The sequence below is a fragment of the Vibrio sp. ER1A genome (assembly GCF_000733315.1).
GTDB lineage: Bacteria > Pseudomonadota > Gammaproteobacteria > Enterobacterales > Vibrionaceae > Vibrio > Vibrio mediterranei.
Genome location: NZ_JPJA01000001.1, coordinates 1 through 15,841, shown reverse-complemented (window position 1 = coordinate 15,841; position 15,841 = coordinate 1). Strand labels below are relative to the sequence as shown.

General features: G+C 45.5%; 16 protein-coding genes and 2 tRNA genes. 7 read left to right on the top strand and 11 right to left on the bottom strand.

Annotated elements, in window-relative coordinates; genetic code table 11:
• Window positions 1-20: 20 nt before the first annotated feature.
• Window positions 21-1,658 (top strand): chaperonin GroEL, encoded by a 1,638-nt coding sequence (groL, locus tag HW45_RS00090; protein WP_038223798.1) that lies wholly within the window; start codon window positions 21-23, stop codon window positions 1,656-1,658.
• A gap of 191 nt (window positions 1,659-1,849) precedes the next feature.
• Window positions 1,850-2,413 carry a VC2662 family protein gene (locus HW45_RS00085; protein ID WP_038223796.1) on the top strand — a complete coding sequence of 188 codons (564 nt, stop codon included), beginning with the start codon at window positions 1,850-1,852 and terminating at the stop codon, window positions 2,411-2,413.
• Window positions 2,414-2,457: 44 nt separating this feature from the next.
• Here HW45_RS00085 and HW45_RS00080 read toward each other — a convergent pair whose 3' ends face one another.
• Together HW45_RS00080 and epmB are read right to left on the bottom strand one after the other, a co-directional pair.
• Window positions 2,458-2,880 carry an MgtC/SapB family protein gene (locus tag HW45_RS00080; protein ID WP_081836363.1) on the bottom strand — a complete coding sequence of 141 codons (423 nt, stop codon included), beginning with the start codon at window positions 2,878-2,880 and terminating at the stop codon, window positions 2,458-2,460.
• A 152-nt stretch (window positions 2,881-3,032) separates the two neighbouring features.
• Window positions 3,033-4,055, bottom strand: coding sequence for an EF-P beta-lysylation protein EpmB (gene epmB, locus HW45_RS00075; RefSeq protein ID WP_038223794.1), 1,023 nt, complete (start codon window positions 4,053-4,055; stop codon window positions 3,033-3,035).
• A 34-nt stretch (window positions 4,056-4,089) separates the two neighbouring features.
• On the opposite strand from epmB, the gene efp reads away from it, so the two are divergent.
• Window positions 4,090-4,656: an elongation factor P gene (gene efp / locus HW45_RS00070; protein ID WP_006075445.1), complete on the top strand. Its 567-nt coding sequence runs from the start codon at window positions 4,090-4,092 to the stop codon at window positions 4,654-4,656.
• A gap of 60 nt (window positions 4,657-4,716) precedes the next feature.
• On the opposite strand, the gene HW45_RS00065 is transcribed toward efp, so the two are convergent.
• The 5 genes from HW45_RS00065 to frdA all read right to left on the bottom strand — a co-directional run bounded on the left by HW45_RS00065 (window position 4,717) and on the right by frdA (window position 8,881).
• The gene (locus HW45_RS00065) at window positions 4,717-5,412 is read right to left on the bottom strand and encodes a hypothetical protein (RefSeq protein ID WP_038223792.1); all 696 of its coding nucleotides are present in this window, start codon (window positions 5,410-5,412) and stop codon (window positions 4,717-4,719) included.
• A gap of 153 nt (window positions 5,413-5,565) precedes the next feature.
• Window positions 5,566-5,928 carry a fumarate reductase subunit FrdD gene (gene frdD / locus HW45_RS00060; RefSeq protein WP_006075447.1) on the bottom strand — a complete coding sequence of 121 codons (363 nt, stop codon included), beginning with the start codon at window positions 5,926-5,928 and terminating at the stop codon, window positions 5,566-5,568.
• A gap of 10 nt (window positions 5,929-5,938) precedes the next feature.
• Window positions 5,939-6,322 carry a fumarate reductase subunit FrdC gene (frdC, locus tag HW45_RS00055; protein ID WP_006075448.1) on the bottom strand — a complete coding sequence of 128 codons (384 nt, stop codon included), beginning with the start codon at window positions 6,320-6,322 and terminating at the stop codon, window positions 5,939-5,941.
• 1 nt (window position 6,323) lies between these two features.
• Window positions 6,324-7,064, bottom strand: coding sequence for a succinate dehydrogenase/fumarate reductase iron-sulfur subunit (locus HW45_RS00050; RefSeq protein ID WP_006075449.1), 741 nt, complete (start codon window positions 7,062-7,064; stop codon window positions 6,324-6,326).
• Entirely contained in the window at window positions 7,064-8,881 is a 1,818-nt protein-coding gene (gene frdA, locus HW45_RS00045; protein ID WP_006075450.1) for a fumarate reductase (quinol) flavoprotein subunit, read from the bottom strand. Before frdA ends, HW45_RS00050 begins: the two co-directional genes overlap by 1 nt.
• A gap of 249 nt (window positions 8,882-9,130) precedes the next feature.
• On the opposite strand from frdA, the gene epmA reads away from it, so the two are divergent.
• Window positions 9,131-10,105: an elongation factor P--(R)-beta-lysine ligase gene (gene epmA / locus HW45_RS00040; protein ID WP_038223790.1), complete on the top strand. Its 975-nt coding sequence runs from the start codon at window positions 9,131-9,133 to the stop codon at window positions 10,103-10,105.
• Here epmA and HW45_RS00035 read toward each other — a convergent pair.
• The 4 genes from HW45_RS00035 to rsgA all read right to left on the bottom strand — a co-directional run bounded on the left by HW45_RS00035 (window position 10,102) and on the right by rsgA (window position 14,825).
• The gene (locus HW45_RS00035; RefSeq protein ID WP_038223789.1) at window positions 10,102-10,998 is read right to left on the bottom strand and encodes a DMT family transporter; all 897 of its coding nucleotides are present in this window, start codon (window positions 10,996-10,998) and stop codon (window positions 10,102-10,104) included. The two genes, epmA and HW45_RS00035, sit on opposite strands and share 4 nt — an antisense overlap.
• A gap of 113 nt (window positions 10,999-11,111) precedes the next feature.
• Window positions 11,112-12,527 carry an SLC13 family permease gene (locus HW45_RS00030; RefSeq protein ID WP_038223788.1) on the bottom strand — a complete coding sequence of 472 codons (1,416 nt, stop codon included), beginning with the start codon at window positions 12,525-12,527 and terminating at the stop codon, window positions 11,112-11,114.
• 231 nt (window positions 12,528-12,758) lie between these two features.
• Complete coding sequence (asd, locus tag HW45_RS00025; protein WP_038223786.1) at window positions 12,759-13,637, bottom strand: archaetidylserine decarboxylase; 879 nt, start codon at window positions 13,635-13,637, stop codon at window positions 12,759-12,761.
• Window positions 13,638-13,769: 132 nt separating this feature from the next.
• Window positions 13,770-14,825, bottom strand: a complete 1,056-nt coding sequence (gene rsgA / locus HW45_RS00020) for a small ribosomal subunit biogenesis GTPase RsgA (protein ID WP_038223784.1) — start codon at window positions 14,823-14,825, stop codon at window positions 13,770-13,772.
• A 99-nt stretch (window positions 14,826-14,924) separates the two neighbouring features.
• Here rsgA and orn point away from each other — a divergent pair, with 99 nt between their 5' ends.
• The 3 genes from orn (at window position 14,925) to HW45_RS00005 (ending at window position 15,840) form a co-directional block, all read left to right on the top strand.
• Window positions 14,925-15,470 carry an oligoribonuclease gene (gene orn / locus HW45_RS00015; RefSeq protein WP_006075671.1) on the top strand — a complete coding sequence of 182 codons (546 nt, stop codon included), beginning with the start codon at window positions 14,925-14,927 and terminating at the stop codon, window positions 15,468-15,470.
• Between the two features lie 175 nt (window positions 15,471-15,645).
• Window positions 15,646-15,718, top strand: a tRNA-Gly gene (locus tag HW45_RS00010).
• Window positions 15,719-15,763: 45 nt separating this feature from the next.
• Window positions 15,764-15,840: transfer RNA gene (locus HW45_RS00005), tRNA-Met, on the top strand.
• The last annotated feature ends 1 nt before the right edge of the window (window position 15,841 follow it).

The window sequence follows — 15,841 nt, the reverse complement described above, 5'->3', positions numbered from 1 at the left end:
ATTTAGATAAGGAAATAACAATGGCTGCTAAAGACGTTAAGTTTGGCAACGACGCACGAATCAAAATGCTAGAAGGTGTAAACGTTCTAGCTGACGCAGTAAAAGTTACGCTTGGCCCTAAAGGTCGTAACGTAGTTCTAGATAAATCTTTTGGTGCACCAACCATCACTAAAGATGGTGTATCTGTAGCGCGTGAAATTGAACTGGAAGACAAGTTCCAGAACATGGGTGCACAAATGGTGAAAGAAGTTGCTTCTCAAGCTAACGATGCTGCAGGTGACGGTACAACAACTGCTACTGTACTGGCTCAATCTATCATTTCTGAAGGCCTAAAAGCGGTTGCTGCTGGCATGAACCCAATGGACCTTAAGCGTGGTATCGATAAAGCAGTTGCTGCTGCGGTTGAAGAGCTAAAAGCTCTGTCTGTTGAGTGTAAAGACACCAAAGCGATTGCTCAGGTTGGTACTATCTCTGCAAACTCTGACTCTACGGTTGGTAACATCATTGCCGAAGCAATGGAAAAAGTAGGTCGTGATGGCGTTATTACTGTTGAAGAAGGTCAGGCTCTACAAGATGAGCTAGACGTAGTAGAAGGTATGCAGTTCGATCGTGGTTACCTATCTCCTTATTTCATCAACAACCAAGAAGCTGGTAGCGTTGATCTAGAGAGCCCGTTCATTCTTCTTATCGATAAGAAAGTGTCGAACATCCGTGAACTTCTACCAACTCTTGAAGCAGTAGCTAAAGCATCTCGTCCGCTGCTTATCATTGCAGAAGACGTAGAAGGCGAAGCGCTAGCAACACTTGTTGTGAACAACATGCGTGGTATCGTAAAAGTAGCGGCGGTTAAAGCACCTGGTTTCGGTGACCGTCGTAAGTCTATGCTTCAAGACATCGCTATCCTAACTGGTGGTACAGTAATTTCTGAAGAAATCGGTCTAGACCTTGAGAAAGTGACGCTAGAAGATCTAGGTCAGGCTAAGCGTGTAACCATCACTAAAGAAAACTCAACTATCATCGATGGCGCGGGCGAAGAAGCGATGATTCAAGGTCGTGTTGCACAAATTCGTCAACAAATCGAAGAAGCAACGTCTGACTACGATAAAGAGAAACTTCAAGAGCGTGTTGCTAAACTTGCTGGCGGTGTAGCTGTTATCAAAGTTGGTGCTGCAACTGAAGTTGAAATGAAAGAGAAGAAAGACCGAGTAGAAGACGCACTTCACGCTACTCGCGCTGCTGTTGAAGAAGGCGTAGTGGCTGGTGGTGGTGTTGCACTTATCCGTGCGGCATCTAAAGTTGCTGGCCTCGAAGGTGACAACGAAGAGCAAACAGTGGGTATCCGCGTTGCACTTCGCGCAATGGAAGCACCAATTCGTCAAATCACTGCAAACGCAGGTGATGAAGAGTCTGTAGTAGCGAACAACGTGAAAGCGGGTGAAGGTAGCTATGGTTACAATGCAGCAACGGGTGAGTACGGCGATATGCTAGAGATGGGTATTCTAGACCCAACAAAAGTAACGCGTTCTGCACTTCAATTTGCTGCATCTGTTGCTGGTCTAATGATCACAACGGAAGCAATGGTAACAGATATTCCTCAGAAAGATGCTCCAGCAATGCCTGATATGGGCGGCATGGGTGGCATGCCTGGTATGATGTAATCCGCATCAGAATGTTCTGACAAGCCGAAGGGAAACCTTCGGCTTTTTTTGTATCTGGTTCAATAATAGCCAAGTAATTTGTGAGAATGTTGCTGAATATGACATTTCACTGACAAATCGTATAGTTGTCCTTTTTAGCATCGTCTAAACTTATTATTCGACAACAAGAAAATGTCAGTGGAGACAATATAATGAAAAAAGTCATTTCAGCCCTAACAGTGGCAGCAGCGGTAGCTTCACCAATGGCGTTAGCAGATAGCACGCCAGTTATGTTCTCATCACTAAACGGCTTTAACGCACCAGATGCAAACGCAGTTGGTGGTGTTCGTCTAGCAGTACTTCATGGTCAAGTGAATGAAGTAAAAGGTGTCGACTTCTCTGTACTAGGTATGTCTGAAACTCAACGTACAACAGGTGTGAACTTCGGTCTATTCTTCGGTGCGTCTAAAGTAACTCAAGAGATGAAAGGTGCTTCTCTAGGTATCTTCAACTGGAATACTGGTTCAACAACGGGTGTTAACCTTGGTGCCGTTAACGTAACTAACGATGTGAAAGGTCTGAACTGGAGTGCAGTGAACTACTCTGAAGGCTATACAATGGCTGATATCGGTCTTGCTAGCTTCTCAAACAAGTCTAACTTCCAGTTTGGTTTCTTCAACAAAACCAACACGATCGACGGTGTTCAGATTGGTCTGATCAACTGTGCAGATAACGGTTTCTTCAAGTGCTTCCCAATCATCAACTTCGCGAAGTAATTTGAATTGATTCGTCAAAAAAGCCCTGAATAATCAGGGCTTTTTTATTTTCTCATTCGATTGCGATTCTGCATGGTTTGATGAACGCCGCGACGTAAGCTTTTAAAGCTGCTTTCAATCTTATCTACGCCTAATAGGACCGTTAATGCCAAAACGGTTAGAATGATCGATTCTTTATGATGGCCGAGTCCAATCATCATTCCTAACCCTGCCAAAACCCAGATAACGGCCGCTGAGGTTACGCCATGAATTTTCCCGTCTTGAGTCATCATCACCCCCGCACCTAAAAAGCCAACGCCAGTAATGATTTGCCCTAATACTCGCGCTTGATCAAGCGTGTTCGGAGAAAGGGATACGGCCATGGACATAAACAAGTACGTACCCGACACAATCAGAATCGCAGTACGAATACCAACAGGTTTTCCGCGTGTTTGGCGCTCGAGGCCTACTAAGGCACCGTTGAGCATACAAGCCCCAAGTGCAGGCCATGAAAAAGGCCCTAAGTCGAGCAGTTGTGCATTGAATAACTGTGTCAGTTCCACATTGCCTCCTAAAAAGCGCAGTATCTGACTATTAGACCGTCTGATCGAACAAAAATATTTTGTCGAGACGAAAAAGGTTACTCGAGATGTAAATCCAGTGGTGTCTTGCTGGCTCTACCGCCTTCTTCTCGCGTCAGTTTAGGGACTAAATACCCAGACACTCGTTTGATCAGCCCATGAATGATGGCTTTGGCGTCGTCATCGCTAATAAAGAAGTGTGCCGCGCCTTGAACCTTATCCAATACGTGAAGGTAATAAGGCAATATGCCCACAGAAAACAGCGCATGACTGAGCTCAAACTGAGCATCAACAGAATCATTGACACCTTTTAGCAGTACTCCTTGATTCAACAATGTTGTGCCCGTGTCTTTAATACGTGCCATTGACGCAGAGAATTCAGAATTCACTTCATTAGCGTGGTTGATATGCGTTACCAAAATGGTATTCAGTCGAGTCTGTTTAAGAAGCTGACACAACTCTTCTGTAATGCGCTTTGGGATCACCACAGGTAATCTGGAGTGAATGCGAAGTGTTTTTAAATGATGAATAGATTCTGCTTTTTGAACAAGCCATGCTAACTCAGAATCTTTGGCCATCAGTGGATCGCCGCCAGACAAAATGATCTCGTCGATCTCTGGATGAGCCGCAATATAGTCGAGTGCGACTTGCCAGTTAGCTTTACCGCCTTTGTTATCTTCGTAGGGGAAATGACGACGGAAGCAGTAGCGACAATTCACAGCACAGCCACCTTTGACAATTAGTAGCGCGCGATTGTGATACTTATGCAGTAGGCCGGGCACCGCTGCATCTTGCTCTTCTAAGGGATCTTCAGAGTAACCGTTGTGGACTTCAAACTCTTGGCTTAATGGCAAAACTTGCCTTAATAGTGGGTCGTACGGGTTGCCTTGTTCCATACGATCGACAAAGCTTTGTGGAACACGCATCGGGAAAAGACGTCGAGCGGTTAAGCCGTTTTCCCACGGAGTCGCATCAATTTCTAGCTGCTTAAGCAGTTCATAAGGGTCTGAGATCGCATTCGATAGCTGTTTGAGCCAGTTTTGCTCAACAGAAACAAGATTTCGGGTTATGATAGGCGACATTAAATTTTAACTCGAAGAACACTAAGAGGATACAATGGCTACTGTTAGCACGAATGAATTTAAAGGCGGCCTTAAATTAATGCTGGATAACGAGCCTTGCGTAATTCTAGAAAACGAATACGTGAAGCCAGGTAAAGGTCAGGCATTCAACCGCGTAAAAATTCGTAAGCTACTGTCTGGTAAAGTTCTAGAGAAAACCTTCAAGTCTGGCGAAACTGTTGAAGTTGCTGACGTGATGGACATCGATCTAGATTACCTATACACAGATGGTGAATTCTACCACTTTATGAACAGCGAAACATTCGAACAAATCGCTGCGGAAGTTAAAGCTGTTGGCGATAACGCGAAATGGTTGGTAGAAAACAACACTTGTATGATTACTCTTTGGAATGGTAACCCAATTACCGTGACTCCGCCTAACTTTGTTGAGTTAGAAGTAACTGAAACCGATCCAGGTCTAAAAGGTGATACGCAGGGCACTGGTGGTAAACCAGCAACACTAACGACAGGTGCTGTTGTACGTGTACCGCTATTCATCCAAATCGGTGAAGTAATTAAAGTTGATACTCGTACAGGTGAGTACGTAGGCCGCGTTAAGTAAGCTTACTCTTTGCTGTATGAAGAAAGGTCGCTTAGGCGACCTTTTTTAATGGAAGAGGCATTACTCTTGTGGTCGCCAGCTTAAAGCACTGGCTACGGTGCCAAGCGCTAAGGTGTCCATTTCTGCTTTAGGCAGATTGGCTAAGGTTTGTAAGGTAATAGCGCCGTTGATTTGTGCTGCGGCTACCTCGATACTACCACGGCTAAAACTATAACCAAGTGGGTTATCGACACTCATCATTAAGCCTTCACCATCGTGGATGGATTCCACGTTAAAATGGGTACTGTCTAAGCGAATGAAGCCAGTTTCTTTTTTAGCTGTCGACAAACTAATAGCTTCCGACTTTCTGGCCATTTGATACTCACCCACCGACTTACCATTTTCGCTGATCTCACAAACATAGGGACCGTTACCACCGAACGAGAAGCTGCCAAGGTCGACGCTGGTACCGCCACCACTGCAAACGAGCGTCCAAGTTTTACCGTTATCCTTGCGAGTCACCTCTGCAACCATCTCTCCTTCTTTGGTATTAATGGTATTGAACCAAGAGCTAGTGGAAGCACTGCGCGAGTATTTACCTTGATACAATCCGGCAAGATCAAAACTGCCCTCAGGACCAAAGCCCCAAAATGTACCATCCGTTTTAAGCATCAGTTTTGGTTGAGCTGCCACGGCATCTGATGTGGTCATATTAACGGTAGAACCACACCCAAAAAGTGCACTAGAAATAAGCAGTGCGCAAATAGACTTCTTCATTGTTACATCTCTTTTTTATTATCAAGCGGCGCGGATTGTATAGAGAGAGTTGGGTTCTGCGTGTAAGCATTTGTCTTCTTAAATGCTGAGTCACAAAAAACTGGCAATAAAAAAGGCAGCGATATCGCTGCCTTTGAGGTTTGTGTCTGTTGCTTAGATCATAAAGATGAAGATAACAGACAGTGCGCTGATTAAGCCTGCAAAGAAGTAGCAAGCGATTTTACCTGCTACGCCCGCGTGGATTTTCAGATCGTGCATACCGTGATGCAGGCGGTGCATCGCATGCCACATTGGAAGCGCTAATGTGGCTATGATGAATAGGGCACCAATGATGCTTGTAGCAAAATCTGCGACACGTTCATAACTCATCGCTTCTGGGCTAATAATGCCCATTGGCACTAGAATACCAAGCACAAGTACCGTTACTGGTGTAATCATGGCAAACCAAGTACCACCTGCACCAAATAGTCCCCACCATACTGGTTCGTCAGAGCGTTTTGGGTTTTGATTAATCACGATTCACTCCTTATACAATGATGAGAACGACTAGTGAGATAGCGGCTACCGCTGCCCACTGAGTAAGAACGATGGTTTTCTTTTCGACCAGTTTGCCTTTCAGCTTGATCGGCATAACTTGCGGCATCATGCTAAAGAAAGTTTGAGCATGGAATAGACTGCCTGCGAGTGCCACGATGTTAATCGCGATGACGATAGGGTTTGCCATAAACTCCAGCCAACCTTGCCAAGCTTCAGGGCCTTTCACTAATGCACCCAAACCAAAAGTCAGGAAGATAGTGAATAGAATAAGAGGCAGTACCGTCGCTTCACGCAACATATAGAAGCGATAGAATGGATGGTTTTTCCACCACGTGCGTTTGATTTCACGAACATAAGGTTTTCTGTTACTCATTCTACGCCTCCTGTGGTTTTAGCATTGCAATGACGAAGTCTTTAGAAGACTCCACTTTACCTTGGTTAACCGCTGCTGCTGGGTCAACGTTCTTCGGACAGACTTCAGAGCAGTAGCCCACAAACGTACAGCCCCAAGCACCGTTTTCGCCGTTGATCATCTTCATACGCTCTGCGGCACCATTGTCACGGCTGTCAAGGTTATAGCGATGAGCAAGTGTCAGTGCTGCTGGACCGATGAACTCTGGGTTTAGACCAAACTGAGGGCAGGCTGCGTAGCAAAGGCCGCAGTTAATGCAGCCAGCAAACTGCTTGTACTTCGCCATTTGCTCAGGTGTTTGGATGTTGGTGCCATCTTCTGGTTTGCGATCATTACCGATGATGTATGGCTTGATAGCTTCAAGGCGCTCGATGAACGGCGTCATATCGACAATCAGGTCTTTCTCGATAGGGAAGTTAGCCAAAGGCTCAATCTTCAGGCCATTTTGATGGTCACGAAGGAAGCTTTTACAAGCTAACTTAGGCACTCCGTTCACCATGATGCCGCACGAACCACAAATCGCCATACGGCAAGACCAGCGGTAAGACAGATCTTTATCTAGGTGATCTTTGATGTAACCAATCGCATCAAGTACAGACATGGTCTCATCAAACGGAACTTCAAATGTTTGGAAGTAAGGTTCTGAGTCCTTTTCTGGGTCATAACGCAGGATCTCAACTTTCTGAATACGATTAGCTGACATTATGCTTGCTCCTCCGCACTGTTATCTTGAGATGCTTTCGCTTCTGCCGCGGCAGCTTTTTCTGCTGCTTCACCGTATAAGCGCGCTTTAGGTTGAGACTTAGTGATCTTCACATCGCTGTAATCGATGCTTGGCGCGTTATCCTCTTGGAAGAACGCCAGAGAGTGCTTAAGGAAGTTCACATCATCACGCTCAGTACAACCATCATCTAAACGTTGGTGTGCGCCACGTGACTCTTTACGCAGGATAGCGGAGTGAACCATAGCTTCTGCAACTTCAAGTCCATAACCCACTTCAATGGCATAAAGAAGGTCAGTGTTGAACACCTTACCTTTGTCTTTGATGCTGATTTTCTTATAACGCTGTTTGAGCTCAGCAATCTTATCAAGCGTGGCTTGCATTAGATCTTCTTGACGGTAAATACCGCAACCCGCTTCCATGGTGTGACCCATTTCAGTACGGATTTCAGCCCAGTTTTCATCGCCTTCTTGGTTCATTAGTGCAGCAATACGAGCTTCAACAGCTTCAACTTGTTGTGCGATAGCAGCGTCATCCCAGCCTTTAAACGCTTTGGCACGCTCTACAGCTTGTTCACCTGCAACACGGCCAAATACCACGAATTCAGCTAGAGAGTTAGAGCCTAGGCGGTTAGCACCGTGCAGACCAACAGAAGCACATTCGCCCACAGCAAATAGGCCTTGAATACGTGTTTCACATTGACCATTGGTTTCGATACCACCCATGGTGTAGTGAACGGTAGGACGGATTGGAATTGGCTCTTTCGCTGGGTCAACGTTCACATAAGCTTTTGCAAGCTCACAGATAAACGGTAGACGCTCCTGTAGATACTCTTCACCAAGGTGGCGAAGATCGAGATGCACAACATCACCAAGTGGATGCTTGATCGTGTTGCCTTTTTGCTGTTCGTGCCAGAATGCTTGTGACACTTTGTCACGAGGACCCAGTTCCATATATTTGTTCTTCGGCTGGCCAACTGGCGTCTCAGGACCCATGCCGTAATCTTGTAGGTAGCGGTAACCATTCTTGTTAACGATGATACCACCTTCACCACGACAGCCCTCTGTCATCAGGATACCTGTACCAGGAAGACCGGTTGGGTGATATTGAACAAACTCCATGTCACGTAGTGGTACACCATGACGATAGGCCATCGCCATGCCGTCACCTGTTACGATACCGCCATTGGTATTACAGTGATAAACGCGGCCAGCGCCACCTGTTGCAAGCACAACAGACTTGGCTTTAATGGTAACCAGTTCACCTTCAGACATATGAATAGCAATCAGACCTTGAACCTCGCCTTCAACGACAAGTAGGTCAACCACAAAGTATTCATCAAATCGTTTGATTTGCTCATACTTCATCGAAGTCTGGAACAGAGTGTGTAGCATATGGAAGCCGGTTTTATCAGCGGCAAACCATGTACGTTCAACCTTCATACCACCGAAACGACGAACGTTAACTTCGCCATTTTCCTTACGGCTCCATGGGCAACCCCATTGTTCCATTTGGATCATTTCACGTGTGGCATTTTCTACGAAATATTCGACAACATCCTGTTCACAAAGCCAGTCACCACCACCAACAGTATCGTTGAAGTGGTTATCTAGGCTATCTTCATCCTTGATTACAGCTGCAGAACCACCTTCCGCGGCCACAGTATGTGAACGCATTGGGTAGACTTTAGAAATCAGAGCAACTTCCATTTCTGGGTTTGCTTCTGCTGCTGCAATGGCAGTACGAAGACCGGCGCCGCCTGCGCCGATGACTGCGATATCTGTGGTAATTGTTTTCACAGTTATCCTCCAGTGTGTGAGAGCGAGTTAGCTCGCGAGTTATAATTAAATGCTTAAGTAAGCTTTTATAGAGTAAGGTTTTATATTAGATAAGCTGTATGGCAAAAAAATTGATTGAGTTAGGTTTTTGCTCCGGAAATGCAAAGAGAAGCATAGTATTTATATGATGTGTGATTAAAATCACGCGTTATTGAGTAGAAATCTCCACAATCGTATAATTATCAATAAACAGAGCTAATGAGTTTAATTATGATTTGCAATGAGTGGCAGCCCACAGCATCTGTGGCTTTGCTGAAAAAAAGAGCGCAAATAATCCATTCAATACGAGACTTTTTCCTATCAAGGAATGTAATGGAAGTGGATACGCCTGCTATGAGTCATGCGACCGTGACAGATATCCATTTACATACGTTCCAAACGGAGTTTGTTGGGCCGGGTTATGCGGATGGTCGTAAGCTGTATTTTATGACTAGTCCTGAGTTTCATATGAAGCGTTTGTTGGCGGCGGGCAGTGGCTCTATTTATCAAATCAATAAAGCATTCCGCAATGAAGAAAGCGGTCGCTACCACAACCCTGAGTTCACCATGCTTGAGTGGTATCGCGAAGGCTTTGACCACCACCAGTTAATGGATGAAATGGATGAACTGTTAAGGATGGTGTTGGCGTGTGATGGCGCTGAGCGCATGACATATCAACAGGCGTTTATGACCCACTTAGGAGTGTGTCCGCTAGTAGCGAGTATGCCAGAACTCCGAACGGCGGCTGGAAGCTTAGGGCTAAGTGATATTGCGGATAAAGAACAAGATCGAGATACGCTATTGCAATTGCTTTTTAGCATGGGAGTCGAAACCAAGATCGGCCAAGACGTTCCGGCATTCGTGTATGACTTTCCTGCCTCACAAGCTGCTCTGGCTAAGGTTAATCCAAACGATGAGCGTGTTGCTGATAGATTTGAAGTCTATTTTAAGGGCATAGAGCTAGCGAATGGTTTTCATGAGCTAGACAACCCAAACGAACAATTAGCTCGCTTTGAAGAGGATAATCGTAAGCGTCAGCAAATGGGACTTCCTCAGCAGCCAATTGATTACCATTTAATAGATGCACTAAAGTCAGGCCTTCCTGCATGTGCCGGCGTTGCTTTAGGTATTGACCGCCTCATTATGTTAGCACTTGGTGCAAAACATATTGATGAAGTGGTTGCGTTTTCGTTCCCGCGCGCTTAACTGACCAATATGCTGGTGCCCGCGACAGCTAATAGGGCACCTAACCAAGCATATTTATTGGGGCGCTGCTTGGTGTACAACCAAAGTAGTGGCAGCACCATAATCGGCGTGGTCGAAGAAAGCAAAGCGACCATCCCCACATTTCCGGTTTGCAATGCAAACAGAATCAGCGTCATGCCTACCGCCATCGCTAAGAAACCGTTAAGTGCCGTAATACCAAATATCGACCAAGTAATAGGGTTAATGCTCTTAGCGTGTCGAGCCCCGGTAAATAGAAACAAGCTATGGGCGATAAAAGCGGTGATCATACGTATGGCAGAGGCAGCGACAGGGTCCACTGAAGTTTGCATCACGGGCTTGGCAATAATTCCACCAAGAGCCTGACACAAGGCTGCGGTGATACCAAGTCCTACACCAAACCACACATTACCTTTGATGGTTTCGAGTTCGCTGGCTTTATGGTTACTCTTCCCACGTCGCCCAAAGAAAATAGCCGTAGCAACCCCGGAGAAAACTAAAGCGGAGCCGACCAACTCTAACGATGTCATGGTTTCTGCAAATAAGAAGTAACCTAATACCGCCGAGAACACGGCGTGGCAGGAAAATAGTAGCCCTGCTTGTCTCGGTCCCATACGGTTTAGGCAGGCGAACAGGGCGGTATCACCTATAAAGATACCAATAAGCCCAGAGAGCATCATCGGTGTAATATGACTGGCTTCTACGCTTGACCAGCCACCAGTAATGGCAGCCATCGTGGAGAGTATGATTGCGGTACAACCCATGCGCCAGCGACTATAGGAAAAGGATCCTAGATGCTTGGCCGGGGTGACGGAAATAATGCTAGATACCGCCCATAAAAAAGCGGCGATCAGCGCCAGCCATTCAAATCCCATTGTTATCCCTAACGTGTATTATCCCTTTTAATTCATTAGGTTTTACTATGGCACGGTGAAAACTGCAATGAAATCCTCTTACTTATAAGCAAGAGGACTTTATTCACCTATGATCAGGTGAGGATGAGCGTTGCTGCATAGACTATGAGCAGGCCGATTACACCAATGATAAGACCGGTTTTTGCCATGTCTTTACTTTCTATAAGCCCGGTGGAGTACGCCAAGGAGTTTGGTGGTGTGGACACTGGTAAAATCATACCGAGGGATGCTGAGAATGCGACCACCACGAGCAACCCTTGTAAACCGCCAATGCTGGCTAAGCTTTCCATTGATGCACCGATTGCCGCCGCGATAGGCATTAACAGGTTTGCGGTTGCGGTATTGGACATAAAGTTAGCCATTAACCAACAGACAATCGACAGCGTAATCACGACAGCAAATGGAGAGAGGGACTCGTAATCAATGGCATGCGCTAATGCTGCGGCCAGTCCGGTTTTATCCAAACCAATCCCAATGGCGATACCACCCGCGACTAACCAAAGTACGTCCCAGTTAATGAGCTTCAGTTCATCTTTACCCATGATGCCTGTTAGCGTAAATACAGCAAGTGGAATTATAGAAACTACATAGGTATTCATGCCATGAAGCTTGGTGGTCATCCATAGTAGTATCGTTGTGGCAAAGGTGACATAGACAACCATAGCCCGCCAGTTTCTCTGGAACGCGCCTTCCAGTTTGAGCACCATTTTGTCTTCAGAAGATGGAAACAGTTTCTGCAGAAGGAACCAAGCTAATGTGAGCTGAATGATGACAAACGGTAGTCCCATCATCATCCATTGCAAGAAATCAATCGTGTTTTCACCAGTAAGATACTGCAGCGCGATAGCGTTTGGTGGTGTTCCGATCGGAGTGGCAATGCCCCCGGTGTTGGCGGCTATCGGAATACAAAGCACTAAAGCTTTGATACCCAAGTCACCTTTGGGTGCTGAGGCTACGATAGGACCAAGGAGGGCTAACATCATGACTGTTGTTGCGGTATTAGACATGAACATTGAGAACACAGCCGTAATCAACATTAACCCCAGCATAATGAACTTAGGCTGCTGTCCAAAAGGTTTAAGCAGTACGCGAGCTAGGTTGTTATCAAGTTCGTATTTTGAAGCGGCGATCGCAAGCGCGAAGCCGCCCATAAACAGAATAATAATAGGTGATGAGAAGGCACTGAAAATATCGGTGTAAGCCATCAGTTCACCAAGTTCATGACCTGCTGGTGGCGTGCGGAATAAGTGAAGTCCTTTGTCAGAAATCATGATCAACTCAAGCGCAATGATCAAAATTGAGGTGGCAAAGACTGGTACTGGCTCGAGTACCCATAGCAAAGCGGCAAGTAAAAAGATGGCTAATAATCGGTGCTGAATCAGCGTGAGGTCATCAATCGGAATCCAATCAATAGGCATCATCAGGACGCCTAACGGCACTAAAAAGCAGATGAATAGCTTTATGAGTGTCCCAGTATGTATCTTCGGCATAGGGGCGGTCACCATGGTGGATATTTAAACTGCACCTAGGTTAAAAGATATTCTACTTGGGGTCTTAGACTGGTATTAAAGTTTTGAAAAGTCGAGGGAAGATTCGTAAGGTGTTTTGCTTTGCGTCAAAATCTGAATGGCTATTTATCACGGGATTTTAAAGTGAAGTGTCGTTTATCATCTAAACAAAAAACGGTGCCTAGGCACCGTTTAAGTTTGTTATTCGTCGTCTTATAACACACTTTCCGTTTGGTTTTGCTGATGAGCGTATGGGGTGCCCATAACCGTTGGCGCGTTATTCTGCATGCTGTCATCAAAGCGAATGCTGTCTTTAGCAAATAAGTTGATGACCGTTGAACCCAGTTTGAAGCGACCCATCTCCTCGCCTTTCTTCAGTACGACTGACTTATCACCTTCTGCAGGGTAGTCCCAGGTGTAAACAGTATTACCGCGAGGTGGTGTTACTGTGCCAGCCCAGATAAGCTCAATACTGCCCACGATTGTTGCCCCAACCAGTACTTGAGCCATTGGTCCAAACTCAGTATCGAAAATACACACAACGCGCTCATTTCGGGCGAATAGGTTTGGTACATTTTCGGCTGTCAATGGGTTTACAGAGAACAGATCGCCTGGAACATAAATCATCTGACGCAAGGTGCCATCGCATGGCATGTGCACTCGATGGTAGTCTCTAGGCGATAGATAGAGAGTCGCAAATTCGCCTTCAGCAAATTCAGCCGCTAAATCAGCATTGCCACCAAGTAGCTCCTGCGCGGTATAGTCGTGGTTCTTCGCTTGGATGAGCTTACCATCTGTGATTGGCCCAAATTGGCTCACGCATGCGTCTGCAGGATGGGAAATCACCGTTTCACCTTCAGCAATTGGACGCATTCCTGGTTTCAGCTCACGCACAAAAAACTCATTGAAGGTTTTAAAGTGAGCTGGATCTGCGTGCAAAGCTTCGTCCATATTGACGTTATATTGCTTGATAAACCAACGAATGATCGCTGTTGTTAGACCGCCTGCTTTTGCTGATGCCAGTTTACCTACCAAACGGGTCAAGCCGTGCTGAGGTATCCAGTATTGCAGTCCAACTTTAATCTTATCCATTGTTTACTATTCCAACATTAATTGAGTGTTATTAATTCAGGGCGCGAGATACTAATGTAATTCGCCCTAAATGTCAGCAATTTGTGAATGATACACGGTCAGAGTGTTAATCTCGCCCATGTTCTAGGGTTATCACAAATCGGCTTTTTTGTTTCTTGAATATTGTCGGTTCGCTTTGCCTTCGCTCATGCTATCGATAATTCGATGGTAGTTATCAAAGCGTACCTGGTCGATTTTACCTTCTTCTACCGCTTCACGAAGAATGCAACCAGGATCATCGAGGTGTTTACAGTCCCTAAACTTACAACCACCTAGATAGGGCTTGAACTCAACAAAGGCTTCGGTGACTTCATTTGGTTCCAAGTGCCACAAGCCAAACTCACGTACCCCTGGAGAGTCGATAAGATCGCCGCCTGATGGGAAATGGTACAATCTTGCTGCTGTCGTGGTGTGTTGGCCTAAACCAGAGTTAGTGGAAACCTCACCTTCCTCTACATCGAGTTCTGGCATCAGGGCGTTAACCAAGCTTGATTTGCCTACACCAGATTGACCAACAAAAATATTGATCTTGTCTTTTAAGTGAGTCTCGAGCTCTTCTATGCCTTCGCCACTCTCTTTACTGACCAGCAATACTTTGTAACCGATGTTCTTGTATACATCTAAAAGCTGGTAAAACGTCTCGCGATCTTGCTCTGGAAGTAGGTCTATTTTATTTAGAACCACAAGTGGCGCGATTTCTAATGTTTCAGAGGCAATCAAATAGCGATCGATGATGTTTAAAGACAACTCTGGCACTACAGCAGAGACGATCACCATTTGGTCAACGTTTGCTGCTACGGGCTTGAGACCGTCATAGTAGTCAGGTCTAGTTAGCATTGAGGTTCGTGGCTCTACAGCTTCTACAACGCCAGAAATACCATGCATAGATTCAAGGCCAACTCGCCATTTAACGCGATCGCCAGACACCAAAGATTCTATGCCGCGCCTTAAGTTACAGCGGTGAATTTCTTTAGTTTCGAGATCTTCAATGTCGGCATGTTGCCCAAAACGCGTGATAACAAGCCCCTGCTTGACTGCACCAAGCATGGTTTCATCCCACTGGACCGTTTCTTCCTTTGCCAGTTTTTTCTTTTGGTTGCTGCGTACACGACGCACCTGACCTTTGGTTAGTTTTTTCTTTTTCGCCACGATATTTCAATGATGCAATTTGCATCAAACCATTTGGGTTACTGAATTTAATTTCGGTATAGTACCTCTTTTAGCAGAAAACAAATAGACGAGGGCATTATGTCTTTCAGTGATGACAACTTGATCTGGGTTGATTTGGAGATGACAGGACTGGATCCTGAGCAACACAAAATTATCGAAATCGCCAGTATAGTGACGGACAGCGAGTTAAACATTCTTGCTGAAGGCCCAGTAATCGCCATTCACCAATCGGATGAAGAGTTGGCCAAAATGGATGATTGGTGCACTAATACCCATACTGCAAGTGGGCTGGTGGCTCGCGTTAAAGACAGTGAGTATGATGAAGCGGAAGCCATTAAACAAACCATCACGTTTTTAGAGCAATGGGTACCAAAAGGAAAATCACCGATTTGTGGCAATAGTATTGGTCAAGACCGACGTTTTCTCTACAAACATATGCCGGAACTTGAAGAGTATTTCCATTACCGATACGTGGATGTCAGTACGTTAAAAGAATTGACTCGTCGTTGGAAACCGGAAGTCCTTGATGGTTTTTCTAAACAAGGAACCCATCTAGCGTTGGATGACATTCGTGAGTCTATTGCTGAACTCAAATATTATCGTGAGACTATTTTTACTATCTGATCTTCGAATATTTGTTAAAAAGATAAGTTTAGGGCTGTAGCTGGCGGAAAAATAACGTATTTTTGTGTGCTTTTTCATCAAACGAAAAAAAAGTTGGTTTTTTTGCTGATAAGGACTTGCATCACAAAAAAATGCTCTTATAATTCGCAGCCCTGAACGACGAAAGACGTTCAATGCGACACTAGCTCAGTTGGTAGAGCGCAACCTTGCCAAGGTTGAGGTCACGAGTTCGAACCTCGTGTGTCGCTCTCGTATGAACGTCTGAAGGTGACTAAGCGGAGACACAATACGGACGCGGGGTGGAGCAGCTTGGTAGCTAGTCGGGCTCATAACCCGAAGGTCGTCGGTTCAAATCCGGCCCCCTCAACCAA